The sequence below is a fragment of the Paraburkholderia sp. EG286A genome, from assembly GCF_040965375.1.
In the GTDB taxonomy this organism is placed as follows: domain Bacteria; phylum Pseudomonadota; class Gammaproteobacteria; order Burkholderiales; family Burkholderiaceae; genus Paraburkholderia.
Genome location: NZ_JBFRCB010000016.1, coordinates 16,135 through 39,588, shown reverse-complemented (window position 1 = coordinate 39,588; position 23,454 = coordinate 16,135). Strand labels below are relative to the sequence as shown.

Sequence of the window (23,454 nt, the reverse complement as noted above, 5' to 3'; positions counted from 1 at the left end):
AGAGAACCGAAAACGATTCCCATTGGCCGCCGCGCTGCTTGCGCTAAAACCTCGCGCAAGCAGCGCGGCGGACTCACGATTGCCCTTCTATGTCAAGTTTTTCCGAATTGCGAATCATTTGTCAGGGCCCTTCATCGGGGTGCTGAATGTCTAAACTCGAGTAAGACTAATCGATCTTCATCAAAACACGCGTCGCGTCGATGCCCCATTTCAATACCTAATCGGAGTGTTGTCTATGTACCTGGTACTCGTGTTGCCACATCTTCGAACACGGTTCTCGAGCTTTGTCGTTCTGACCGCGGTCATGCTTACGCCTCAACCGTCGGCAGCCTGTCCGCCAGTTGAGGAAAGGATGGCCAGCTTGTTTAATCCAATACCGGAGCCTACCGTCACAGTGCTCGCGCATCGCGGACTCTGGGGCAAGGAGGCGCCGAACCCGCGCACGCCTGAGAATTCGCTCGCGTCCCTGCAGGCAGCAGATGATGCATGCACTGACGCCGTGGAGTTCGACGTGAAGCTAACGAGCGAAGGCATACCGGTCCTCATGCACGATTTCAACTTGGGGCGTACGACCGACGTCTATAACTCAGTGAGGTAAGCCACCGGCTCTGCCGGTGGACTCACCAAGGTTTGACCTTTACGACGGTCGGCGTGAATTTCCTATCTCCGCCAAGAGAAGGAGGTTCACGATGAAAGAGTATCAGAGCCTGAGCCACACGAGATGGGACTGCAAGTATCACGTAGTGTTCATTCCGAAGCGGCGCAAGAAACGGATTTTCGGGGCGTTGCGTCGGCAGCTGGGACAGATATTTCATGAACTAGCATCCTAAAAGGAGTCGAAAATCGTCGAGGGACACCTGATGGAGGATCACGTTCACATGTGCCTGAGCATTCCGTCGAAATATGCGGTATCGAACGTGGTCGGGTACATCAAGGGCAAGAGCGCAATTCAGATAGCCCGGAAGTACGGCGGCCGACAACGCAATTTTACCGGCGAGCACTTTTGGGCCCGAGGCTACTTCGTTTCCACGGTGGGGTTGGACGAGCACATGGTACGAGCGTACATCCGCAATCAGGAGGAGGAAGATGAGCGGTACGACCAGATGAAGCTGGACATGGAGTAAGAGACGGTTTCAAAAAAGAGTTCATAAGGGCTGTTAACCCGTAACGCAACCTGTTAACCTCGAACGTCGTATCAACAGGATCGAGGAGATGGGCAAACCAATCATCGACAACGAACTGTGGGCACTGATCGAGCCACTGCTACCACCAGCGAAGCCACGGCGCTTCAAGCATCCGGGCCGCAAACCGGTACCGGATCGGGCTGCGCTGACCGGCATCTTGTTCGTGCTGAAGACCGGTATCCGCTGGCGAGATTTGCCAGCGGAGATGGGGTGCGGCTCGGGCGTCAGTTGTTGGCGCAGGCTACGCGATTGGCAGCAAGCCGGTGTATGGGATCGATTGCACCTAGTGCTCCTGGCGAAATTGAGGGCGGTCGACAAGATCGATTTCTCACGCGTGGTCGTCGACTCATCGTCGATTCGCGCAGTTGGGGCGGGCGAAAAACTGGCCCGAATCCCACTGATCGAGCGCGACCAGGATCCAAGCACCACCTCGCCACCGACGCCCACGGAACACCAATCGCGGCAATCCTGACTGGCGCCAATCGTAACGACGTCACCCAACTTGTTCCGCTGATTGAGGCCATCGTACCGATTGGCGGCGTGCGTGGGCGGCCTTTGAGCCGTCCCGGCCGCGTCTACGCTGACCGGGGTTACGACCACGACAAATACCGACGCATTCTTCACGAGCGCAGTATTCCCACCAGCATCGCGCGACGCGGCCACCCCCACGGCAGTGGCCTTGGAAAGATCCGTTGGGTCGTCGAACGTACACATGCCTGGTTGCACAATTTCCGCCGTCTACGTATTCGCTTCGAACGTCGCGCCGACATTCACGAAGCGTTTCTCAAACTCGGCTGTTGCCTGATCTGCTGGAACACCCTTCAGCGAGCTCAACAGTCTTTATGAAACCGTCTCTAAGCCGCCACCGGAGGCTCACGGTTTTATGGGCGCCTTTGAGGCGCTCACAATTTCAAGCCACCGGCTTTGCCGGTGGTATCTGACTTCATCGGCAATAAGACGCAATATGACCGATGCTTAATATGAGCTGCGCAGATCGAATCAGGCTCATGATCGCTGCGGCGCGTTGTCCGGCGCGCAGCGAACCGGCAAACAGCCAGTTCCGCCTGTTATGCTGACGTCAGCATAACCGCCGCAATTATCTGTTCGCAGGCTCCGACGGCGGTGGCGAAAGCGCGGCGGTGATCTATAGGCTGATCGGTACGGCGCGCCTGAACGGCATGGAGCCGGTTGCCTACCTGCGCACGGTGTTTGAACGCATCGCCGATCATCCCATCAACCGCATCGACGAGTTACTGCCGTGGCGCCTGATGCCAGCCGAACACGTCGAGCAGCAAGCCGCGTAATAATTCGATGGCCCAAGCCCGCAAGCCCTCCCTCCGCCTGGTCAAGGCGCCAGTGCCCGATTACGTGCTGCGTGTTGAACTGCAATACATCAAGCCGGCGATCTGGCGACGAATCATCGTTCCCGACTGGATCCGGCTGGGCAAGCTGCATGTCGTGCTGCAACAGGCCATGGGCCGGGAAGGCGGGCACCTGCACGAGTCGGAACTTCAAATCTCGAGGTTATCAATAAGGCGTGTGCTGCCGAGACGCGCTGCTGCTAGCACAACGAGCTTTTGCTCGACGACTTCCGGCTCCGTTGGAGAGCGTAAGTCGGCCTGTTTTCGGACCGAGATGTAATCGGGCTTCCAGCCCCGATCGACGAGCGTTGAGAATGCGCGCCGCTCGATTCGCCGAATATCTTGTCGCCCGCCCAGGATATCCTCGCGCACGCTGTTGAGGAGCCGATGCAGCGTGGGCGCCTCCACCCGTTGCTCGGGCGTCAGAAAGCGATTGCGCGATGACAGCGCCAGTCCATCGATGTCGCGGCTGGTTTCGCCGGCTATGACATCCGTGAGCATGGCGAACTGCTTACACATTTCTCGAACTATCATCAGTTGTTGGTAGTCCTTTTTTCCAAACACCGTCACGCGCGGCTGCGCGCATAACAGCAGCTTCATTACGACCGTGCAAACGCCTTGAAAGAAACCAGGCCGGAATTCACCCTCCAGCATGTCGCCAAGGCCGCCAGGAGGCTGGACACGATACTCTTGCACCTGCGGAAAGAGGTCCCGCTCCGTCGGGGCAAAGACAACGTACACATTCTCCTTCTGAAGTTTCTCCAGGTCCGCCTCGAGGGTTCTCGGATAGCGCTCGAAATCTTCGCCTAGTCCAAACTGCAGCGGATTCACGAAAATGCTGGTGACGACCGGATCGCCATGCTGCCGTGCGAGCCTGATAAGCGAAAGATGCCCTGCATGCAGATTGCCCATGGTCGGCACGAAGGCCGTGCGGTTTTGTCCGCGCAACTGAGCTCTCAACTCCTCGATAGACCGAATCAGTTTCATACTAGAACTTGCCCCTGAGATTCACCTGGCACTGCTCACATGTTCGGATAATTCGGACGCCACCGCCTTCGGGCGTCACCCACACGATGTTCTGCGTCGGGTCCTTGATGTCACAGGTCTTGCAGTGCACGCAGTTCTGCGCGTTGATCTGCAGACGGTCGCTGTCATCGTCGTTCTTCACGAACTCGTACACCGCGGCCGGGCAGAAGCGCGCTTCCGGGCCCGCGTAGGTGCGCAGGTTCACGTTCACGGGTACGCTCGCATCCTTGAGCGTCAAGTGCGCGGGCTGGTTCTCTTCGTGGTTCGTGTTCGAAATGAACACCGACGAGAGCCGGTCGAACGTGAGCTTGCCGTCGGGTTTCGGGTACTCGATCGGCTTGCACTGCGACGCAGGCTTGAGCATTTCATGGTTGCGATGCTGGTGATGCAGCGTCCACGGCACGTTGCCGCCCAGCAGCTTCTGCTCGATGCCCACCATCAGCGTGCCCAGGTACAGGCCCTTGCTCATCCACTGCTTGAAGTTGCGCGCCTTGTACAGCTCCGTGTAGAGCCACGACTGCCTGAACGCTTCCGGTTCAACGTCGAGTGCAGACGAGCATGATTGTAGAAGCTCAGCCAATCAAGCACCTCGTCCATCGCCTCGCGACGCGTCGCAAAGCGCCGGCCGTGAATGCGCGCCTGCTTGAGCGATCCCCACAGGCTCTCGGTCGGCGAAGTGTCCCAGCAATTGGCCTTTCTGCTCATCGAGCAACGCATGCCGTAGCCCTTGAGCAGCGCCTGGAATTCGTCGCTGCAATATTGGGCTCCCACGGTCGCTGTGCAGGATCAGGCCGGCTTCGGGGCGACGGCGGAACCACGCCTGTTACCCATTGCTCAATCCCCCGTCACTGAAGTTTTACACACTCTCAGTAACGGATACGTTTTTCGAGGGCAAGGTCAAACGTGTCCGCACGTTCGCAATGGTCAATGCAGTTTACGTACCAGCTACGAAAAACCCGACACAACATATTAAATCGTTGAGTGACTGTCCTGAATGTGCGGTTTACGACATCGCGTGTTGGCAAACGGACGGGTGCACGCGCATTGCCGAAAGCGAAACACTTCGCCGGGGGGCTGTTCTCAGCATTGACGGGCGTGGTTCAAAAAGCGCGATTTTTGCGTTACACAGACGAGCGGAAGCAGCCTGCGTAAGAAAGCAGGAATAATAAGGAGTGCGGTTCAAATGGAGGTCGGCGACGACCTGCCGATGTCAGGTTCGCTGAGGCTGGAGTGGGCCGAATCCGAGCAGCGTCAGCCAGTGATCGTGAGATTGCCGCTCATCTGTTCCCTTGGGCTCTTTCCAGTTCGCTCAGGGCATCGGCTGCGGGCAAAGCGGCGATGGTTGAAGACAAACTGCAGCAGACCAAGCCAGGCCCGCCCGCCCTTCAGATGACGCCGGTTGGTCAGGTAGACGCGCAGTCGCGAGTTGAGATTTTCGACCAGAGCTGCTGCGTGTGCTATGCAGCGCCCCGGATACGGGCGGCGTAGACGCCGTGAAACGGGCGTCCGATGCGGGCTAGCAGGCGATTCCACCCTTGCCAGAACGCACTCGACGTTTCGGACTTGCGATGCAGCATGCAGACCTCGCGCACGAGATGGCGCGCCACGTTGTGCGTTCGTGCAATGGCGTCGAGTTTTGTGTCGAGCAGGCCCGCGAAAGCGAGCAGGCCGTCGCGCTGGTTCTGCAGGGCACGCCGGTATGCGCCTGTACGTGACAGATCCCGTGCTTCACGTTGCTGCAGTTCGGCAACCACGAAATCGAACAGCCGTTGACGCGTCGCGAGGTCCGGCCCAGCCAGTGACAGGATGTCACGTTCGAGCCACTGAACCAGGGTGCGCAGGTCGGCAGCCAGCTCGTGCGCATGGGCTTCATTGCGCCGAAGCGTTTCCAGCGCGGCTTCGAGGAGGCTATCCTCACCACGTCGACAGGGATTGGCCAGACGCGCTTCGAGCTGCTCGCGCCCGGTGCGAGCGCCACTGGCGACACGATGCCAGAGCGTCGCCAGTGATTTACCCTGCTGGATGATGTGGAACACGTCGCCGTGACACGGCGTATCGGGCTAGGCCATTTTTTGCCCGGCACGCAGACCGGTTCCCGCATCGGCGATCGTGTGCTCAGGATCGAGGCCCTGTGCCTGCAGGTCCAGCAGATGGATGGCCCAGGTGTCGCCGTCGCGATGGGCTTCGGGGGCGAGCAGATAGCAATAGGTCGAGGCGACATCGATACCGGCGACCACGGGTCGGGAACCCTGAAAGAGTTCGTCGTGCAGACCGACCCGGATGGGAGAGAGATCGATACCGGCGTTGACGGCGATGGCCTGCTTTGCGGCCCGCTGAAGAACGGTGTGAATCGTGCCTAGGCTGGTCGAGACGCCGAGCAGGTCGTGCATGAGTTCAAGGGTACTGCGAAACGAAACGTGGCCCACCATCGTGAGCGCCACGATGACCTGATCGAGCCATTGGCGGGTGACCGGCAGCATGAAAAGCACCTGATCTGCGTCGGCTGCCCGCGTGGTATCAAAGGCTTCATCGAGCGCTACACTGGCCGTGCCGATCTGTCGGTAGACCGTCGGGCGGCTCGGGGTCCCCGTGATTTTGATGCCGTTTACCGGGTTAGCGGGCTCCAGACCTGACAAGGCTTTGCGGTCTAGCCCTTTATAAAGTCTCCGTAAAATCAAGAGCTTGCTGTTTGCCTTCCCCGGTGGCCCGCAGTGCCTCGCCCCCAATTGTCAAGGCGATATTGTTGGCATAGCCTGAGCGGTTCCTCTTGCGGCTGCGGAGCGGACGGCGATGGAACACTGGCGGCAGGGCCTATCTCGGGATGCGGTCCATCCCGCACACGCTCAACGAGTTCGAGCTCGCCACGTTCTTCACGTTTTCCGCGAGGGAATGCGCGTTGATCAATGCGCGTCGCCGACACGTCTACCGCTTCGCGCTGGCGCTTCACATCGGTTTCGTGCGCATGACCGGTCGCACGCTCGATGCTTGCCGGTACGTGCCACACAATCTCTGGCAGCACCTGGGGCAACAGCTCCGCATCGAACCGCCCGATCTCGGGACGATGACGTCGCTGTACGACGGCCATACCGACACGCTGGTCGAACATCAGGCCTGCGCATACCAGGCGCTCGGCTTCGGCTCCATGACCGAACACCAACGCCGCTACGTGATGCGCTGGCTCAAAGCCGCGCTCTCGGGCCGGCAGGATCGTAATGGTCTGCTGCACGAACTCAAACGCTGGCTCTACGAACACCGGATCCTGTTGCCGCGCGATCGCACCTTGCGGGAACTGATCGTGCAGGCCATCCGGGACGTCGAAGCCACGCTCACGGGCGAGCTTACGCAGGCCTTTGGCGAAGCCACACTGGATCGTTGGGGCAAGCTGCTGCCGAAGCCCCATGGCGAGGCATCGAGCCTGCAGCAATGGCTGTGGTCGGTGCCGCTGCGCAATTCGACGCGACAGATGAGCGAACTCTTGCGCAAGCTCGACTGTCTGGTCGAGCTCGGCGTACAGGTGCAGTGGCCCGACACATGCAACGAAGCTATCGTCCGGCATTATGCGCGGCGCTGCGCGGACCGCAAACCCTCGGTGAGCCACCGCATCCAGCCGGCCATACGGCGGCTCGAGGCCGCCTGCTTCATGCGCTACGCGTTGTGCTCGGCAACCGACCAGCTCCTGTCGATGCTCGGCGACTGGGTCCGCAAGGCGATCAGGACAGCCAATGATCGGGTGGCCGCCTCGCGCCCGGATCTGAAGGCGCAGCTGCGCGAATTTGCCACGGCAGTCAAGGTGCTCGCAGGCAACAAGGATCTGACACGCGATGCGCTTGCCAGGCAATTGTGCGAACTGGCGGACGCAGTCCTCAAACAGGATGCACCCAGTCGGACCAGCCTGATGCGGGCACAGCTCGTCTCGAAGCGGCGCGTCGCGCGTGCACTGCTTGCAAAGCTGCTGGACCTACCTTTCCAGGCCCAGAGCGCCCATCCGGTCATGGATGCGCTCACCTTGCTGCGCGAGCGCTACTCGAACAAGGCGGTCGATCTGCCAACGGACACGCAGATCCCGCTTGGACGGGCCTGGCAGCGGATGATCGCCAGCGAGAACCGCACCGACGCGCTGATCGCCTTCGAATGGGCGACGCTCTTTGCCTTGCGGGTGGCCCTGCGCAATGGATCGGTCTATGTCGAGCACAGCTTCTCGTTTCGCAGCCTCGGCATGCTGTTGATCCCCGCTGACGACTGGCAACGTCAGCGCAACCATTTCTACGGGCAGTTGGGGTTGCCGCAGGATCCGAGGGTGTTTCTCGAACCCGTCATCAGGCACCTTGACGAAGGCCTCGAGCGTCTGAGCGAAGCGGTCGAACGCGGCGAAGTCCACGTCGACGACGCGGTTCATCTCGATGCCCTGAGGGCCGAGCCGGGACAGAAGGCGGTCGAGGACCTGCGCCGAGCCCTGTTCGCGTCACGCCCGGACGGGCAGCTGCCCGAGATCATCCTGCAGGTGGACAGCGAGGTGCGCTTCAGCTGGATCCTGCTGGGGCGCGAGCCGCGCTCGCGCAGTGAACTGCTGATGCTCTACGCCGCCATCCTCGCGCATGGCACCTCGATGTCCGCCGCCGACATCGCGCGCATGGTACCCGAGCTGTCGGCCGAGGCGATCCGCCAGATGATGCGCCGCATTGCCGATGAACGGCTGCTGCGTCAGGCAGCCGACGCCGTGCTGCAGTTTATGCACAGCCATCCGGTCACCCAGTACTGGGGGCGAGCGGATCTCGCATCATCGGACATGACGTCGCTCGAGACTGCCCGAACGGTCTGGCAGGCCCGCGCCGACCCACGCCGGCGCACGCGCTCGATCGGCATGTACACGCACGTGCACGACCGCTGGGGCGTCTTCTACGATCAGCCCATCCTGCTAAACCAGCGGCAGGCAGGGGCTGCGATCGAGGGCGTCATTCTCCAGGACAGCATTGACGACGTCGCGCAAATTGCGGTGGATACTCACGGCTATACTGATTTCGCGATGGCGCTCGCACGTGGGGCCGGCTTCGATCTGTGCCCCCGGCTGGCGCATCTGCGCGACCGGCGACTGCATGTGCCCGCCGGACACGCGGTGCCCGAACTGCTGAGGGATGTCACCGACGGCGACGTCGCGTCAAGGCCATCGAGGCCATCTGGGATGAGTTCGTGCGCGTGGTCGCTTCTGTCTGCAGCGGGCGCTGCACGGCCGTCCAGGCCCTGTCGCGCTTCGGTTCCGATGCGCGCGGCCAGCCCCTCTATGACGGCGGCATGTATCTCGGCCGGCTGTTTCGCTCGATCTTCCTGATCGACTACTTCACCACCCCGGCGTTTCGGCGCGAACTGCACCATGCGCTCAATCGCGGCGAAGCGGTGCATAGCGTGCAGCGCGCCATCCATCAGGGCAAGATTGCGCTTGAACTCGCGCGGCAGCCGCATTCGCTGGTCGCAGTTTCTTCCGCGCTAACGCTGCTTACCAACGCCGTCATGGCCTGGAACACGATGCACATGCAGCACGCACTCGAAACCATCGAACGGCTTGGCCAGGCCCCTGTCATCGCCGAACACATGCGACGCATTGCGCCCACCGCGCTGGAAGGCATCAACCTGCGCGGCACGTTCGATTTCCCGGTCGCCCAGTACGTCAGTCGCCTCATGCCCAGCACCATCGCCGTTCCGGTATCGGCCCTCGCCGGGGCAAGGTAACATGCGGCTGTCGTGACCATGGTAACCCACCACCATGACCCATCGCCCCGGCCGCAACGATCCCTGTCCCTGCGGCAGCGGCAGCGGCAGGAAGTACAAGCACTGCTGCCTCAATGCCGACCTTCCCCGCGACGAGGATCCGTCCAGCGCCGTTCCCCGTGCGCTGACCTGGCTCGAGAACCGGCACGGACGTGCCGTGCGCGAGGCGATCGACGATGCCTTGTTCGAAGACCTCGACGATGACGATCTCGAGGATTTCGGCGACCTGGATGAAGATATCCGCGAGTTCATCATCGGTCAGACCTACGAGTGGTTGCTGGCCGAAGGCGAGATTCAGGTGCGCGGCGAGCCGCGTCGTGTCGCCGACCTGCTGCTCGGCACGGGTGGCCCGACATTCAGTGACACCCAGCGCGCCTGGCTCACGCAGCTGGCCACAACGCCGCTGCGGCTCTACACCGTGACCGACGTCAAGCCTCAACGATCGATGACCGTGTGCGATGTGCTCGATCCGGACGTCGAGCCCGCTATCGTCTCCGAAAGCGTGGGCAGCAAGGCCGACCTGCTCGGCGCGACCATCGGCTTGCGCGTGATCCGGGAGAACGGGGCATTCGTCCTGTCGGGCACGATGCATGTTTTCGTCCCGATGCAGGCCGCCCATCTGCTTCGGTGGATTCGCGAGACCAGCGAACCCGGACAGGAGCCGACCGCTTCGGAGCTCAGTTTCATGATCCGTCGCGCGTGGCTCGCGCAGTTTTTCGAGGACCTTGAGCCGCCCACGCTGATCGACGCCGCGAGCAACGAGCCGTTGCTGCTCGTGACCGACCGCTATCGCGTGCGCGATTGGGAGAAGGTGGCTGCGGTGCTCGCCGCGCAGCCCGATGTCGAGGGCAATCCCGGGCAGGGCTGGGAACGGCGCATCGACTGCGATAATGGTCAGGTCCGCAGCGCCATCAGCCGCACGCGCGACGGTGAACATCTCATCGTGTTCTGCCGCACGCAGCACGATGCCGATGACAGCCGCAACTGGTTCGACGCGATCATGAGAGACGCCGTCGAATTTCGCATTCGCGACATCCAGGATCCCGTCGGCGCACTCGGCCGCATGGGCGACGATCCATCCCCCACATCCGGGGCCGCCGATCTGCCGCCCGAGCTCGCGACATCGGCCATCCGGCAGGCGCTGATGCGTATCTACGCGGACTGGCCCGATGAACCGATGCCGATCCTGGACGGGCGATCGCCTCGCGAGGCGATAGTCACGCCCGCTGGGCTGGAGCGCGTCAAGGGCCTGCTGCGCACCTACCAGCGGGATGAGAACCGGCAGGCGCAATTGCAGCAGCGCGAGCCCGTGTCGCTTCAGTTTCTCTGGGACGCCCTGGGCCTCGCGCCCGAATGAGGTGCGTCGTGCGACGCGAACGTCCCCTCGACGAACGCGCGCAACTGCGAGAGATCCGTTTTCGCGTACGCAGCGGTTGTCTGCACCGACGCATGGCCGAGCAGCGCCTGCGCCACCGGCAGCGGGACCTGGTGGTCGACGATCATCTGTCGCGCGTAGGCATGCCGCAGCCAGTGCGGCGACGCCTGCCGCAGGCGGGCGGCCCCCTCGGGGTCCGCGTTTGCAAGACGTTCCGCGGCCGCCACGAAGATCGCCTTGACTTCGTCGTACAGGCCCGAACCCTTCAGCGAGCCGCCCTTGAGTCCATGGACCAACGCGGCGTGTTCAAGGAGCGGTGGTTGCGACGGCAGGCCGCGCAACTCACGGTAGGTCCGCAACACGGACACGCAGACCGCCGGCAGGGGAATCGCGCGCGTCCTGCGGCCCTTGCCGAGCACCGTGAGCGTCCAGCTGCCATGCCCGTCGACCTCGACCTTCGGCAACTGCGCCTCGTCGGACCACACGAGTTCGATCAGCCGCACGCCGGCATAGCGGTACAGCGCCCAGATCGCACGGCGCCGCGCGGTGATCAGGGGATCGTCGCCCGCAGCGGCTTCGGTCACCCACGCATCGCATGCGGCGAGCAACGCCGGCGGCAGCATGCGCTGGGGCGCGAAGCTCGCGCGCGAACGGCCGCCGCGCACGACGCCGGCAGCGGGGTTGGCACTCAGATACCCGGTTTCCGTCCAGTAACGGAACAGGCTCGCGATGACGGCGAGCGCCCGGGACTGCAATGCCTCCGACATCCTGCGCGGCGTATCACCCACGGTCTCCGGCGCTGGCTGGCGCAGGGCCTGCCGGTACGCGAGCAGGTCATGGCGCGTCAGGTCGGACAGCGGCCCGAGCTGTCGCGTCTCGCACCAGGTGACGAGGCGGCGCAGCTCGGTGCGGTACGCGCGCAGTGTGTGCGGCGAACGGCTCGCCCGGTCGCGCAGGAACAGCGCCGCCGCCTGGGCGTCGTCACCGACGCCGAGCGTATTCGTTGCGCTCGCCACCGCCGCGAAACGCCCGGCGCGCGCGAGCCACTCGACCAGCGGCCGGGGCAAGGTCATCAGGGCCGTGGCCTCCCGTTTCGGCTCACCGGTCGCAACAAGCTCCCCGCCTTCGGGTACCGGCTTGAAGCGCCGGCGATGCGTATGCAGCACGCGGGCCAGCACGGCGTCGGGAGCGGGCGCCGCGTCGACAGTGACCGTACGCACACGACCGCGGTCCCAGTATTCGACAGCGGCCTCATGATCCAGCAGCACACGCATGACGGCCGGCCGTGCCGCCTTCGCGTCGGCCAGTGAGGCATGACGCTACCTGATCATGCGTCCAGCGCGTATAAACGACGTGACCGAGCACATCGGCCAGATACGCGATGGCATCTCCGGCGCCGGCCGGCAGGCGCTGCGGGGGCAGCGTGCCGTGATCGATCCAGTCCGACGGGTTCATCGGGGCGCTCATGCTTTCTTCGCGCGCGTGGTGGCACTCCCTTTCGCTGCGGTCTTTGTGCGCCGAGCGCTCGCCAGCCCCGCGGAGGCGCCCGGCGGCCGACGCGGCACATTGAGCCCGGACACCACGCGCATCAGTTCGTCGATGCTGCGCATGCTGGCTCGAGTTGACGGCCTTCAGCGCGAGCGCCTCGCCGACCGCCTGCTGGCGTGTCGCCCGCTCACCGGCAAGCTCCGCTTCGAGCCGCTCGCGCTCGCCCTCGAGCGCGGCGATACGACGCTCGGCGAACTTCAGCTGCGAGGCGAACTGCCCGTGTTCCTTCTTCAGCGCCTCGCGCTGGTGCGCCGTTTCCTGGAGCAGCTGTTTCGACAGCGCCTCGTACCGCTGCTGCGCCTGGGCAAGTCCTTGCGCGTGCGCGTGCGCGTGCTCGAGCGTCGCCCGTCCGGTTGTGGGGGCATCGAGCTGGCTCTGCAGCTCAGCCAGCTCCGCGTCGCGGCTGGTGAGGGCCGCGCGCAGTTCGGTCACTTCCTGGCGCAGCAGCTCGACACGCAGCCCGGCGTCGGTACGCGCCGCCTCGGCCGCAGCGACCGCCTGCTGCGCCTCGGCCTTCAGGCGTACGACGTCGTCGAGCTGGACGGTAACGGCGGCCTGCCAGAGCGCGTGCATCTGCTCGGCGATATCCGGCGGAATGCCGGGGATCGCGATTTCGGCCAGCCCGGCGCGCACGACCTCGGCCTCGATCACGTTGAGGGCACGCGCGAGCGTGGCCGGGTCGCCGGCACCGAGCCGTGCGCGCAGTTTGCGCACCGACACGAGCTGCCGGAAGCGCGCCCCGCTCACGGGCGTCGCGTCACCCGCTTCGGCGAGCATCGCCAGCACGGTGGCGCGGATCTGTTCAGGGGTGGCGGCGGCCGGACGGGACATGGCGAGCTCCAAGCGGAAAACGGGTGATTTTTCAGGCCATTGTTCCATACATTTCTAACGTTAGAAAATCAGTTTTACTACGGGAATATATAGCTACCAAGAATAATACTTATCGCCGCCATGCAGGCCCGACTGACCCGCTCGAGAGCCCAACAGGCTGGATAAGCCCCTCCGGCTTGGTTCTTCACGCAATACAAAAAGACCAGACAGCAACCATTTGATTTATTTTGAAATTAATGTAGGGGCAGACCGGAAAACCTTGTCGCCAGCTAACCCGGTAAACGGCACGAAAAGCACGGGGACCCCTGCATGCGCCAGAAGTCGAATGTTTGGCGAAAGGCAAGGCTCGCTCGCCCTACGAATTCGGTGTGAAAGTGTCGATCACGACGACACACAAGGAAGGGCTTGTGGTCGGCGCCCGCTCGATGCCAAGCAACCCATACGACGGTCACACGCTGGCAGAAGCGTTGGAGCAGGCCGCGATCCTGACCGATGTGAAGCCCGAAGTCGCCATCGTGGATCGCGGTTATAAGGGTGTCGCTGTCGAGGGAGTGAAGGTCTACCACCAAGGATTGCGGCGCGGTATCACGAGGGGCCTGCGTGCGATGATCCAAAGGCGAAACGCGATCGAGCCTGCCATTGGTCACATGAAGGCCGACGGCAAACTCGATCGAAACTGGCTCAAAGGCGCGCTCGGTGATGCGATTCACGCTGTGCTTTGTGGCGCCGGCCACAACCTACGCATGATCCTCAGGAAGCTGCGGTTTTTTTGCGCCCTTGTTCTGTTCGCTTTGCTCAACAGCTCGACCACTGTCGTCTTCAAGGCATGAGGGCTAGCGCCGCACAAAACGATTTATTCAGGCCGGACTACTGATTCTTGATCTGGCCGCGACGCCATGGATATGGCGTGCGCAACCAGATGTCCAGGTGGTGTTAGCGAATCTTAAGCCATCAGGCGATCGGCAGCAGCAACCAAGACGGTACGCCGTCAACGCTTACCTCCGACTGCTCTCGACATGGAAGCATCCCCGATAGCGTTTAGATCTGCTAGCGTCCTGATGCTACTTTCTTGCTGCCGCGAAGTGGTGCTCGTCTATTTCATCGTTATTGTGCACAACGCCGAGTTTTGGACTCCCTGACAGGTGCACGCCACTGCGTTGAAGTACATTCAGCGTCGGTACAGGCAGAGAACTCCACTCCTGGTTCTTCCCGCCATTGTACGGCCAGATCAGAACCGGATTTCCGGGGACTGTGATGCCGCCGGAATTGTCGAGAACCATGGTCGGATATTCGACGTTCGAAATGTACGGCGGGCGTCCCACCCAGTTCCACAGTTGGCTGTTTCGTCCCAGCACGAGGTCCGCAACAATTACCTGACCCTTCTGCCCATCGAATCCCTGAATATCAAGACATTTCGTCGGATCGGCGGCCAATGTGATGTAGCCGCTATTGGGATCCATGTTCCACTGGGATAGTTTCCCGCCAATACCGGCCAATTCTTGCAACGTGACGAGCGAGCCGGCAGCCGCGCTGGTTGCACCAATGCACAAGTTGGAATTTTGCAAACTCTGGATTACATATGCTGTCATATTTGCCTCCGGTTTTGAAAAGCCGACACATCCGGTAAAAGCCCGCCTTCTACCTCGGTCGGCAGATCGCACCAACCAGCATCCATATGTGTGCCCGAATTTGGCACTGGCAAATGCATATTGAGCAACACGAATCGAAAAGTCAGAGCAAGGCACACGCTGCTTGGCAAATGAAGTCTACTGAGAAGCGCACTTTTTCATGTTGACCGGAGTCAATGACACTGCTGAGCGCTGCATCGAGCCCTCCTACGTCAGGATCAAGGCTGCGAATTTCGTGAAACTTCCTCGTTGCGAGTATTTTTTGCATCAGTCGGCGGCTTAAGACTCGCTGACACAACTTGGACATCTAGTGTTCCGTTCCGCTGATTCGCGTACATAGTCTTTGTAGCTTGGCGAGGATGGAGTCAGCGGTAGCGGTTCACATGAATGGCTCGCAGTTCTGGTTGTAGTGGGAGACAAATTGATCGATACGTTTAACCAGTTGCTTGACCGAACCAAACGAACCACGGCGGATGGCCTTGCCGGTGATCAGAACGAAGAAGCGTTCGACCTGGTTAAGCCACGAACTGTAAGTCGGGATGAAATGCATATGCCACCGAGGACGTGCTGCCAACCACGCTTTGACCTTCGGATGCTTGTGGGCACTGTAGTTGTCCACGATGCAGTGGACGTCAAGGGCGGCCGGCACCGCCTTGTCGATTTCGCGCAGAAACGACAGGAATTCCTGATGCCGGTGACGCGGTTTGCAGGTGGCGAGCACTGCACCGTTGAGCACGTTCAGCGCCGCGAACAGCGTCGTTGTGCCATGGCGCTTGTAGTCATGAGTGACTCCTTCAACGTAGCCGAATCCCATCGGCAGCATGGGTTGCGTACGCTCGAGCGCCTGACACTGGCTCTTCTCGTCCACGCACAAGACCAGAGCATTCTCCGGCGGACTCAGGTAAAGGCCGACCACGTCGCGCAATTTCTCGATGAAGAACGGTCGAGAGCTTGAAGCTTTCGCTGCGATGCGGTTGCAGACCCAACAGCTTGAAGTAACGGTGCACACTGGTCGGCGAGATCGCTGTTTCGGCAGCAATCGTACGTACGCTCCAGTGCGTGGAGCCATCGGCGGGTTTGGTGTGCAGGGTCTTGTGAATCAGCTGAGCCACCCGCTCATCGTCGATCGTGCGCGGCTTGCCGCGGCGCACTTCGTCATAAAGTCCGTTGATGCGCTGATCCAGAAACCGAAGACGCCACTTCCCCACCGTGGCGCGCGTGAGTTGCAGGCGCTGCGCGATCGCACTGTTGGGCTCTCCGTCCACCGCCGCCAGCACGATGCGCGCCCGCGTGACCAGCGCAGCCGAAATCGAGCGAGAACGTGTGATCGATATCAGTTGCAAGCGCTCGTCTTCGTTCAGCACCAGTTCCGCCTTAGGTCGCCCCATCGACATGCTGATGTCTCCCGTTCCACTGACGTCAACATGCTACGCGAACATAGATTAATTAACAACGGAACGGAACACTAGACCTCCAGTATCTGTCGATCGTCATGGAAGTCGACCGTCTCGGCAGAGTGACGGCCGCTGCCGAACGCCTGAATGTCACGCAGTCCGCGCTGTCACACATGGTCCGGAAGTTCGAGGAGCGGCACGGCGTCAAGCTGTGGACGAAGAACGGCCGCGGATTGCGTTTCAGGCACGCAGGGGAATATTTGCTAAGTCTCGCGGGACGCGTGATCCCGCAGATGGAACACGCCGAACGCACGCTGACCAATTTCGCCGAAGGTCGCCGCGGAGCGTTGCGCGTGGGAATGGAGTGTCATCCGTGCCAGAAGTGGTTGACGCGCCTGACGCCTCATTATCTCGCCGCGTGGCCTGACGTCGATTTCGACGTGCGCACCGCTTTCCGCTTCGAAGGCGTCGTTGCGCTGCTCGGCTACGAGATCGACATGCTGATCACGCCGGACCCCATCGACCTGCCTGACATCGCTTTCGCACCTGTTATAGACTACGAACTGATGCTCGTCGTGCAGGACGCGCATCCGCTTGCCGCGCGCGAGTTTGTGCTGAAGCAGGATCTGATGAACGAGGAGCTCATCACCGTTCCCGTCAGCAAGGAGCGTCTGGACATCTTCACGCGGTTTCTCGTGCCCGCGCATTGCAAGCCGAGGTATCACCGGACGGCGGAGGAGACAGAACTGATGCTGCAACTCGTCGCGGCCGGACGCGGCGTCGCGGTGTTGCCGGACTGGCTTGTAGCGGAAGAGGGCGAAGGGTTGGCTGTACGGGCCATTCGTCTGGGCGAGCCGGGTATCAGCAAATGCATCAATGTAGGTGTGCGGAACGGAGAAGAGGAAATCGCTTACATCGCGGGGTTTCTCGACCTTGCGCGAGAGCTCGGCGCGACGTGTAGTCGTCACGCTTAAAGCGAAGTACGTTGAGGCTTTGGAACCTCGTGGTTCGATCCGATGCACATACTTCTTTACTCAAGCTGCTTGTTGCGGTGTGGGTAACTCGAAGACGTTGTACAGGCCCCTACCACTCGGCCATGGGGAGATCGCTCGCTGCTGTTCGGGATCCGGACGGCAATCTGGTTGACTTCTTCGCGCCGGTCAGCGCGGAGGCACTCGCAAGTACATGAAAGGGATGCGGCAGCGGGTTCCGCTGCCGCATCCCACTCGGTGTCCGACCGCTGTCCCTCCTTCCCCCAAACAGCGCAGTGCGCCTCCGGCCGCACAAGTGAGTCCCTACTCGCCTCTCCCGCAGACGCGGTGACGTCATTACCAGGTTCATCTTGGGGGGCGAACAAGGTAAGCACAATTTCCTATCATAGGCGTTCAAGTTATTATGACTTGGTCAAGTCGCCAAAAATTGGCATATATGCTGGGCCAACTGGGCTCAGAGTTCATCCGAGATTTGCGGAAATGATTCAGCGGGCCAGGGAGGCTAAGACTTGGGTTGCCACAAATATCCCGCTTTTTGCAACCGGGCAAGCCAGGCTCCCCGCTTGCCATGACTCGACATCAATTGCGCCAGACGACGCCGGAATACGGCATCCCGCCTGGCGTTTTCATACGCTTCGGCGAGATCCTGCAACTTCTGGAATGCCTGATCGTAGGCGCTGCCCGTTGTGCGTCGCAGTTGTGCATCGATGCTTGACCACGCCGTGTCTTCCTGCTCGAGAAGTGATGTGAGGTACCGTGTGCGCTCCTCACGACGACGGACCGCGGCCGCCTGGCGTGCTTCCTGCTCCTTTTTTTCACGGATGGCACGATGAGAGGCAACCCTTGATTCGATTTCGGATATTCGACGGCGCCTGGGCAAATTCAATTGCTTTGCATTCCTACCCTTCTCCCATTTGAGAAAAGCGTTTCGAAGGGTTCGCTCCGCTTCACGGCTGCGCCCCTGTAGCAGCATGCGCAGTTTCGCCCGCATTTCCTCAACCGGCAACTTACGTAACCAGGGATCAAAGCGACTGTCTTCGCTCCCACTGGATTCTGGGGCCAATAGTGACGGGCTGGCCTCGGCTGCGGCGGCGAGCCAATCCGCATCCAGCATCAGAAACTCGGCCAGTGCTACCTGTGCGGGCGTCAACGCCTGTAATCCCGCAGGCACCGGCGGTTCGATTTCATCATCGTGTAGCTCATCATTCCCGAGGCGGGCAAGCCACCCAAGATAAAGCGGGCGAGCATCGCCGCCGAGCAGCTCGTCGCGTACAGGCAGCAGGCGCGTCATCCACCCCGCACCATCCATCTCCTCCGAGAAGCGGGCGTGTTCGCCCGAGTCATCGTTGAACGACCAGTCGAGGAGGCACCAGTCATCGACGTCCATGGCCTCGAATGCCTTCTCGAAACGGGAGCGCCTCTTTCGTCCAGTCTTGACGTAATCGCGGATGGTCGCCGCGTCAAACGTCCCGTGCGGCAGGCGAAGAAGCAGGCGGCAGCTCCCCCAGTTGGAGGAGTAGACGTGGGCATCGAAATATTGCTGTACCCACTCGAGCGGGTCGCCCTTGAGGTTTCCCCAGTGATATTCGTTGACGAAGCTTGAGGCGGTGATCGTGGCCCGCGTGGAGAAAGTGCGCAACTCTGCCTGCTGGGTCGCCGTAAGCAGCTGGTCGACGCATGCAAACTCGTAGTATTGGTATTCGCTCATGCCAGATTCCCGTCGCGAAGCGCATGGAAGAGAAGAAGGTGAATGTGCTGGTGCGCAACCCGCCGGAGCCATGAAACTCCGGGCCGACGCGAAAGCCGGAATGCTTCATGGCAAGCGCCGAAAGGCGTGCGCGTTGCCATTCTGACTTCCTTTCGGCACGCGATGCGGCGCTTTCAGCCAGCCGCGTCCGCGCCGCCCAACCGCATCCGGTAGTCCACCAGGAGCTGCTGCTGTGCTTCGAGCTGCGCGGCCAGCTTCGTGAGGTCCGCGCGGAGCGAGTCGCGAGCCTCGCGTACCTGGAGCAGCTCGGCTGCCCGCGCATCGGCTGCCGACTGCGCTGCGTCGCGCTCGGCCTCGGCGCGCGCCCGATCGGTGAGCGCACGATTGAGGGCGGACTGCAGCGCCTCGCCATGTGCCTGCTGATCGCGTGCGAGCCGGGTCGTGGCCGTCGCTTCTGCGACGAGCCGCGCGTTGTCCCGGTTCAGCTGTGTGATCTCGTTCTGCCGGACGATGGCCGTCTGGTTCGCCTGGCGTAGCTCAGCCTGCACCTGCTGGACCTGCTGCTCATGTCGGTGCGCTTCCTGTTCGCGCTGCTCGCGCGCGGCCGTACGGAAGTGCTCAAGGGCATCGCGCGCATGCACGAGCTTGGCCTCAAGCGACAGGCGGAAGCCTTCCTGCTCGGCAAGGCGCTCGGTCTGGTCGCCAACCTGCTGGGTGAGCCGCTCGACGTCCAGGTCGCGCTGATGCAACGCCACGCGAGTCCCGGCGTGCGCCTCCTGCTCCGCGCAAAGGGCGGCGGTCGCGCCAGTGAGTTGCTCCCGCACCGTGGCCAGCTCAGCGCCGAGCCTTGCGATTTCGGACTGCGCCTGCTGCTGTTGCGCGGCCGCAGCGGCGGCCTGCTGGTCGACGAGGGCTTGTGCTTCCTCGTGCAGGCGGGCTGCGAGCCGGGCTACCAGATCCTGGATCGCGTCCGAGAGCGACCCGGCGCGTGTCAGTGACGCGCCCTCATCTTCCTCCAGTTCCTTCAGGTACCGGTGGATCGTGGTTTTCGAGCCCGTGTTGCCGAGCGCGATACGTATCGCGTCGATCGATGTGTGCTGCCCCTGTGCGAGCAACGCGTCGCGGGCGCGCTTAACGTCCATGCGCGTAAGACCGGTGCGGGCCATCTGCTTCCTCGCTCGAATATCGTACTGTATTACGTACCATGTATATACGTATCACTGCACGCGGTCAAGGGCGGCCGGATGTGGGTGTGGCTGGCCTGCGATAAAGGCGGATTATTCAGTGTGATGGTCCGAATCCGGCTTGTTCCGCCGGACAACGGTACGAAATATGGAAATTGATGATCTCCGGGGGATTGCTGGTCGAATCGGGATGTCGCAACCCGGAGCGTGGACCACAAGCGTTTGATGTGTATAATTCAATTGTTTTATACACATTTACGAGGCGCGCCATGCGTACCAATATCGAGATCGACGACCGGTTGATGGCCGAAGCGCTTGCCGCAACGGGCATCCGGACCAAACGTGAAGCGGTCGAGCTCGGCCTGAAAACGATCATTCGGCTCAAGCAGCAGGAGCAGATTCGCCAGTTCCGCGGCAAATTACCGTGGGAAGGCGACCTGGATGCCATGAGGCGCGACCAGTGATACTCGTCGATTCAAGCGTGTGGATCGACTACTTCCGGGGGCTGGCTTCACCCCAAGCCAGCCGACTGGATGCCCTGCTGGGCCGGGAGGTGCTGGTCACCGGCGACCTGATCGTCGCCGAGGTGCTACAGGGATTTGCCGCCGAGTCGGCGTTCAATACTGCCCGGCAGCTGATGACGACGCGATTCGATGTCGTCTCGCTGGTGGGTCCGGATAACGCCATTCAGGCGGCCCGGAATTACCGCATCTTGCGAGCGCAGGGCGTAACGATCCGCAAAACCATCGATACGCTGATCGCGACGTGGTGCATTGAAAACGGTGCGCCGCTGCTCTTCAGCGACCGGGATTTCGATCCGTTCGTCGAGCACCTCGGTCTTCAGTCTGCAATGCGCGACGACTAACGTGCCGGTGACAGCAAACAGCAAGAAACGAAACGGAATACGAATTCACCACCGGTTTCAGGCCAGCTGCAGCTGGAGATCTTCTCCGGGCGTGCGGACCTGATAGCCCATTGCCCGGTAGCCGCGCTGGCGTTTCTCCCACATGCGCTGCAGCACCGGGTGGCCGCCATCCACATAATCGATCACCCGTACGCCGGTCTTGCCCGCATGCTCGCGGTGCAGCCGACCAGCGTATTGCTGCAGCGTGCCCCTCCACGCAACCGGCATAGCCAGTACCAGCGTGTCCAGTGCCGGGTGGTCGAAGCCTTCGCCTACGAGCCTGCCAGTCGCCAGCACCACGCGGGGCGTATCCCCGGCCAGCGCGTCAAGGGCCGCCAACTGGGTGGCGCGCGCTTTTCTGCCGAGCCGTCCGTGAAGCACGAACAGCGACTGCACCGTGTCTTGCAGCATCTGCTGGAGGCTTTCGAGATGGTCCGTCCGCTCGGTGAGTACCAGCACGTTCCGCGCCTGCCCGTACTGTTCACGTACAGCCGCCGCGATCATCTGCGTGCGCGGGGTGTCCTGCGCGAGCTGAGCGAACACCGCCTGGATTGGCGCGTCGGCCGCGACGTCCACTGCGGCGGTGAGCCTGTGCGGGAATACCTCGAGCATCTGGGGCGCGCTGGCCGGGGATTTCGCCGCATGCCGGATCGGCCCGCACAGCATGAACATCACCGGTTGCTGGCTGTCGCGCCGCACGGGCGTGGCAGTCAGACCCAGCACGTAACGGGCATGGACGGCCTTGAGCACCGCCTCGAAGGAATCCGCCGAGACGTGGTGACATTCGTCGACAATGACATGGCCGTAACGCCGCAACAGCTCGCCGCGGGCACCATCGGGCGCCACCGACTGCAGCATCGCGACGTCGATCCGGCCGGTCGCTTTCGACTTGCCGCCGCCAATCGTGCCGATCGCGCGCGCGTCGAGTGCGAGAAACGACTGCAGGCGTTCACGCCACTGGTCAAGCAGCTCCCGGCGGTGCACAAGCACGAGCGTGTTGACGCCACGCTGCGCGATCATCGCGGCCGCCGTCACGGTCTTGCCGAACGCCGTCGGCGCATGCAGGATGCCGGTGTCGTGTCGCAGCAGGTCGGTAACGGCCGCCTGCTGGTCATCGCGCAACGTGCCGGCAAACGGAACTGCAAGCGGCTCGCCGGTGCAGCGCTCGTCGCGGACGTCGCAGGCGATGTCGTTATCGCGCAGTAGCGTCATGACGTCGTCAAGGCATCCGCGCGGCAATGCAATGTGGCGCGGGCAGTTCTCGGCGCGCCCAATGATGCGTGGCTTGTCCCATACGCTGAAGCCGCGCGCCTGGGCCCGGTAGAACTCCGGATTCTGGAAGGCGGCCAGCCGGATGAGCCGGTTGAGCAGTGCCTGCGGAAGCTGCGCCTTTTCAAGATAAAGCTGGTTCGCGAGCGTCAGTGTGAGCGACGCCGGCATCGTTCCGGCCAGCCGCTTCGGCTGCGCGGGCGCTGGCTTCCACGGTTCGGCCTGGTCCTCCTCGGCGATGAACGCGACGTCGAGCGGGTGCGCACCGCCCGTGGCGCGAAAGATCACCCCCTCGATGTCGCGGCTGTCCATGGTTTGCACGGACGCGAGATACGACCACTGATCAGCGTACGGCTGAAAGCCGTCATCGACAAACACGCTCCAACCATGCTCGCGCGGGTGCTTCTGCAGCGGCAGGGCAATGAGGTTACCGAAGCCGCCTTTGGGCAGCACATCCTGGTTCGGGAAGAGCCGGTCATAGGACGTCAGTTCGAGCTGACGGGTCCGGGTACAGGTGTGGCTGATGATGGCTGAGCCCATCCGTCGCGCGTCACGTGCAGCAACGGCCGACGAGAAGAAGATCCACGCGTGAGCGCCGTTGCCTGAACGCGAGATTTCGAGCGATACGGGCACATCCATCTCGAGGCAGGATTGCCGGAATGCCTGTGCATCTTCACGCCAGCCTTCCTCGTCGAAGTCGACAGCGAGCAGGTAGCAGGTGCCGTCCGGCATCAGTGGATAGAGGCCCACTGTGCGATCGCCGGCCAGGTGCGTATAGACGACCTGGTCGTCCAGCGTCAGCAGTACACGATGCCCGCAGTCGGCGCACCGGATGCGGGGCTTTTCGCAGATTCCGGCGCGCCATTCGTTGGCGCACGCCGGCGCGTAGCCGGATTTTCCGGAATTGCGGCTTTCCCAGCGTAGCGGATAGACATCCGTGCGGCCGCGAAACAGCCGCCGGAAGAGCTGTACCTTCTGCTCGGGCGAAAGTACGCGGGCGCCCGTATTTCGCACTGCTGGCGATGGTTCGTTCCGGGCCACCCGCACGGGCTTTGCCTGTGCCTGCAGCGTTGCCGGCAGCAAGGCGGTGAGCCGCGCGATTTCGGCCTGCAGGCGGGTGAGCTCCGCGAGCAGTTCCTCGCGTGTGAAATTTTCCCAGTCTGCCTGTAGCAGCTTGCCTTCGTTCATCGCTTCACCGGCCGAAACCCTGGCTTCCATCGAGCACGCCGGCTGGCGCACACGTTCGTTGTTGCATATCATCGTCTCCGATACAGATCACCTGATTTT

At 62.0% G+C, this 23,454-nt stretch carries 15 protein-coding genes and 9 pseudogenes; 11 read left to right on the top strand and 13 right to left on the bottom strand.

Going from position 1 to position 23,454, the window contains the following annotated elements; translation table 11 throughout:
• Positions 1-235: 235 nt before the first annotated feature.
• From AB4Y35_RS40125 to AB4Y35_RS40105, 5 genes and pseudogenes are all read left to right on the top strand, one after another.
• A complete protein-coding gene (locus AB4Y35_RS40125; RefSeq protein WP_368697214.1) occupies positions 236-598 on the top strand; it encodes a glycerophosphodiester phosphodiesterase family protein in 363 nt (120 codons plus the stop codon).
• A gap of 91 nt (positions 599-689) precedes the next feature.
• Positions 690-1,124: pseudogene (gene tnpA, locus AB4Y35_RS40120) on the top strand (IS200/IS605 family transposase).
• 88 nt (positions 1,125-1,212) lie between these two features.
• Positions 1,213-2,030, top strand: a protein-coding gene (locus AB4Y35_RS40115) for an IS5 family transposase (protein WP_368692776.1) whose coding sequence is annotated in 2 segments (ribosomal slippage) — positions 1,213-1,561 and positions 1,561-2,030 — 819 coding nt in all. Because the reading frame shifts where the segments join, the coding sequence is not laid out codon by codon here.
• 242 nt (positions 2,031-2,272) lie between these two features.
• Positions 2,273-2,488, top strand: a pseudogene (locus tag AB4Y35_RS40110) (transposase domain-containing protein); the annotation flags it as partial.
• A 7-nt stretch (positions 2,489-2,495) separates the two neighbouring features.
• A pseudogene (locus AB4Y35_RS40105) lies at positions 2,496-2,651 on the top strand (plasmid pRiA4b ORF-3 family protein); the annotation flags it as partial.
• A 44-nt stretch (positions 2,652-2,695) separates the two neighbouring features.
• Here AB4Y35_RS40105 and panC read toward each other — a convergent pair.
• From panC to AB4Y35_RS40080, 5 genes and pseudogenes are all read right to left on the bottom strand, one after another.
• Positions 2,696-3,532 (bottom strand): pantoate--beta-alanine ligase, encoded by an 837-nt coding sequence (panC, locus tag AB4Y35_RS40100; protein WP_368692777.1) that lies wholly within the window; start codon positions 3,530-3,532, stop codon positions 2,696-2,698.
• 35 nt (positions 3,533-3,567) lie between these two features.
• Positions 3,568-4,106 (bottom strand): annotated as a pseudogene (locus AB4Y35_RS40095) (4Fe-4S dicluster domain-containing protein); the annotation flags it as partial.
• Positions 4,037-4,391, bottom strand: a pseudogene (locus AB4Y35_RS40090) (integrase core domain-containing protein); the annotation flags it as partial. The pseudogenes AB4Y35_RS40090 and AB4Y35_RS40095, both read right to left, overlap by 70 nt.
• A gap of 637 nt (positions 4,392-5,028) precedes the next feature.
• Complete coding sequence (locus AB4Y35_RS40085; protein ID WP_368692778.1) at positions 5,029-5,607, bottom strand: hypothetical protein; 579 nt, start codon at positions 5,605-5,607, stop codon at positions 5,029-5,031.
• 24 nt (positions 5,608-5,631) lie between these two features.
• Complete coding sequence (locus AB4Y35_RS40080) at positions 5,632-6,207, bottom strand: hypothetical protein (RefSeq protein ID WP_368692779.1); 576 nt, start codon at positions 6,205-6,207, stop codon at positions 5,632-5,634.
• 154 nt (positions 6,208-6,361) lie between these two features.
• Between AB4Y35_RS40080 and AB4Y35_RS40075 the strand changes: the two are divergent.
• Both AB4Y35_RS40075 and AB4Y35_RS40070 read left to right on the top strand, forming a co-directional pair.
• Positions 6,362-9,295 (top strand): annotated as a pseudogene (locus AB4Y35_RS40075) (Tn3 family transposase).
• Between the two features lie 34 nt (positions 9,296-9,329).
• Positions 9,330-10,691 (top strand): YecA family protein, encoded by a 1,362-nt coding sequence (locus AB4Y35_RS40070; protein ID WP_368692780.1) that lies wholly within the window; start codon positions 9,330-9,332, stop codon positions 10,689-10,691.
• Here the strand turns inward: AB4Y35_RS40070 and AB4Y35_RS40065 are convergent.
• From AB4Y35_RS40065 to AB4Y35_RS40055, 3 genes and pseudogenes are all read right to left on the bottom strand, one after another.
• Positions 10,652-11,983, bottom strand: a complete 1,332-nt coding sequence (locus AB4Y35_RS40065; RefSeq protein ID WP_368692781.1) for a tyrosine-type recombinase/integrase — start codon at positions 11,981-11,983, stop codon at positions 10,652-10,654. The two genes, AB4Y35_RS40070 and AB4Y35_RS40065, sit on opposite strands and share 40 nt — an antisense overlap.
• Complete coding sequence (locus AB4Y35_RS40060; protein WP_368692782.1) at positions 11,961-12,176, bottom strand: hypothetical protein; 216 nt, start codon at positions 12,174-12,176, stop codon at positions 11,961-11,963. Before AB4Y35_RS40060 ends, AB4Y35_RS40065 begins: the two co-directional genes overlap by 23 nt.
• Positions 12,173-13,088: pseudogene (locus AB4Y35_RS40055) on the bottom strand (DNA-binding protein). Before AB4Y35_RS40055 ends, AB4Y35_RS40060 begins: the two are co-directional and overlap by 4 nt.
• Before the next feature lie 305 nt (positions 13,089-13,393).
• On the opposite strand from AB4Y35_RS40055, the pseudogene AB4Y35_RS40050 reads away from it, so the two are divergent.
• Positions 13,394-13,918, top strand: a pseudogene (locus AB4Y35_RS40050) (IS5/IS1182 family transposase); the annotation flags it as partial.
• Positions 13,919-14,149: 231 nt separating this feature from the next.
• Here AB4Y35_RS40050 and AB4Y35_RS40045 read toward each other — a convergent pair.
• Both AB4Y35_RS40045 and AB4Y35_RS40040 read right to left on the bottom strand, forming a co-directional pair.
• On the bottom strand, positions 14,150-14,677 hold the full coding sequence (locus tag AB4Y35_RS40045; protein WP_368692783.1) for an RICIN domain-containing protein: 528 nt from the start codon (positions 14,675-14,677) through the stop codon (positions 14,150-14,152).
• 346 nt (positions 14,678-15,023) lie between these two features.
• Positions 15,024-16,110: pseudogene (locus AB4Y35_RS40040) on the bottom strand (IS630 family transposase).
• A gap of 86 nt (positions 16,111-16,196) precedes the next feature.
• On the opposite strand from AB4Y35_RS40040, the gene AB4Y35_RS40035 reads away from it, so the two are divergent.
• On the top strand, positions 16,197-17,084 hold the full coding sequence (locus tag AB4Y35_RS40035; RefSeq protein WP_368708671.1) for a LysR family transcriptional regulator: 888 nt from the start codon (positions 16,197-16,199) through the stop codon (positions 17,082-17,084).
• A gap of 520 nt (positions 17,085-17,604) precedes the next feature.
• Here AB4Y35_RS40035 and AB4Y35_RS40030 read toward each other — a convergent pair.
• Complete coding sequence (locus AB4Y35_RS40030; RefSeq protein WP_368692784.1) at positions 17,605-18,810, bottom strand: hypothetical protein; 1,206 nt, start codon at positions 18,808-18,810, stop codon at positions 17,605-17,607.
• Between the two features lie 173 nt (positions 18,811-18,983).
• Complete coding sequence (locus AB4Y35_RS40025; RefSeq protein ID WP_368692785.1) at positions 18,984-19,976, bottom strand: DNA-binding protein; 993 nt, start codon at positions 19,974-19,976, stop codon at positions 18,984-18,986.
• Between the two features lie 287 nt (positions 19,977-20,263).
• On the opposite strand from AB4Y35_RS40025, the gene AB4Y35_RS40020 reads away from it, so the two are divergent.
• Both AB4Y35_RS40020 and AB4Y35_RS40015 read left to right on the top strand, forming a co-directional pair.
• A complete protein-coding gene (locus tag AB4Y35_RS40020; RefSeq protein ID WP_028215418.1) occupies positions 20,264-20,458 on the top strand; it encodes a type II toxin-antitoxin system VapB family antitoxin in 195 nt (64 codons plus the stop codon).
• Positions 20,419-20,859, top strand: a complete 441-nt coding sequence (locus tag AB4Y35_RS40015; RefSeq protein ID WP_321889247.1) for a PIN domain nuclease — start codon at positions 20,419-20,421, stop codon at positions 20,857-20,859. Before AB4Y35_RS40020 ends, AB4Y35_RS40015 begins: the two co-directional genes overlap by 40 nt.
• A gap of 57 nt (positions 20,860-20,916) precedes the next feature.
• Here AB4Y35_RS40015 and AB4Y35_RS40010 read toward each other — a convergent pair whose 3' ends face one another.
• A complete protein-coding gene (locus AB4Y35_RS40010) occupies positions 20,917-23,385 on the bottom strand; it encodes a DEAD/DEAH box helicase family protein (protein WP_368692786.1) in 2,469 nt (822 codons plus the stop codon).
• Positions 23,386-23,454 lie beyond the last annotated feature (69 nt).

Excerpts from the sequence above, each read along its gene's own strand:
- AB4Y35_RS40125 (WP_368697214.1), top strand. The coding sequence starts at position 236 with ATGTACCTGGTACTCGTGTTGCCACATCTTCGAACACGGTTCTCGAGC.
- AB4Y35_RS40065 (WP_368692781.1), bottom strand. The coding sequence starts at position 11,983 with ATGCGTGTGCTGCTGGATCATGAGGCCGCTGTCGAATACTGGGACCGC.
- AB4Y35_RS40030 (WP_368692784.1), bottom strand. The coding sequence starts at position 18,810 with ATGAGCGAATACCAATACTACGAGTTTGCATGCGTCGACCAGCTGCTT.
- AB4Y35_RS40010 (WP_368692786.1), bottom strand. The coding sequence starts at position 23,385 with ATGGAAGCCAGGGTTTCGGCCGGTGAAGCGATGAACGAAGGCAAGCTG.
- AB4Y35_RS40060 (WP_368692782.1), bottom strand. The coding sequence starts at position 12,176 with ATGAGCGCCCCGATGAACCCGTCGGACTGGATCGATCACGGCACGCTG.
- AB4Y35_RS40020 (WP_028215418.1), top strand. The coding sequence starts at position 20,264 with ATGCGTACCAATATCGAGATCGACGACCGGTTGATGGCCGAAGCGCTT.
- AB4Y35_RS40070 (WP_368692780.1), top strand. The coding sequence starts at position 9,330 with ATGACCCATCGCCCCGGCCGCAACGATCCCTGTCCCTGCGGCAGCGGC.
- panC (WP_368692777.1), bottom strand. The coding sequence starts at position 3,532 with ATGAAACTGATTCGGTCTATCGAGGAGTTGAGAGCTCAGTTGCGCGGA.
- AB4Y35_RS40025 (WP_368692785.1), bottom strand. The coding sequence starts at position 19,976 with ATGGCCCGCACCGGTCTTACGCGCATGGACGTTAAGCGCGCCCGCGAC.
- AB4Y35_RS40045 (WP_368692783.1), bottom strand. The coding sequence starts at position 14,677 with ATGACAGCATATGTAATCCAGAGTTTGCAAAATTCCAACTTGTGCATT.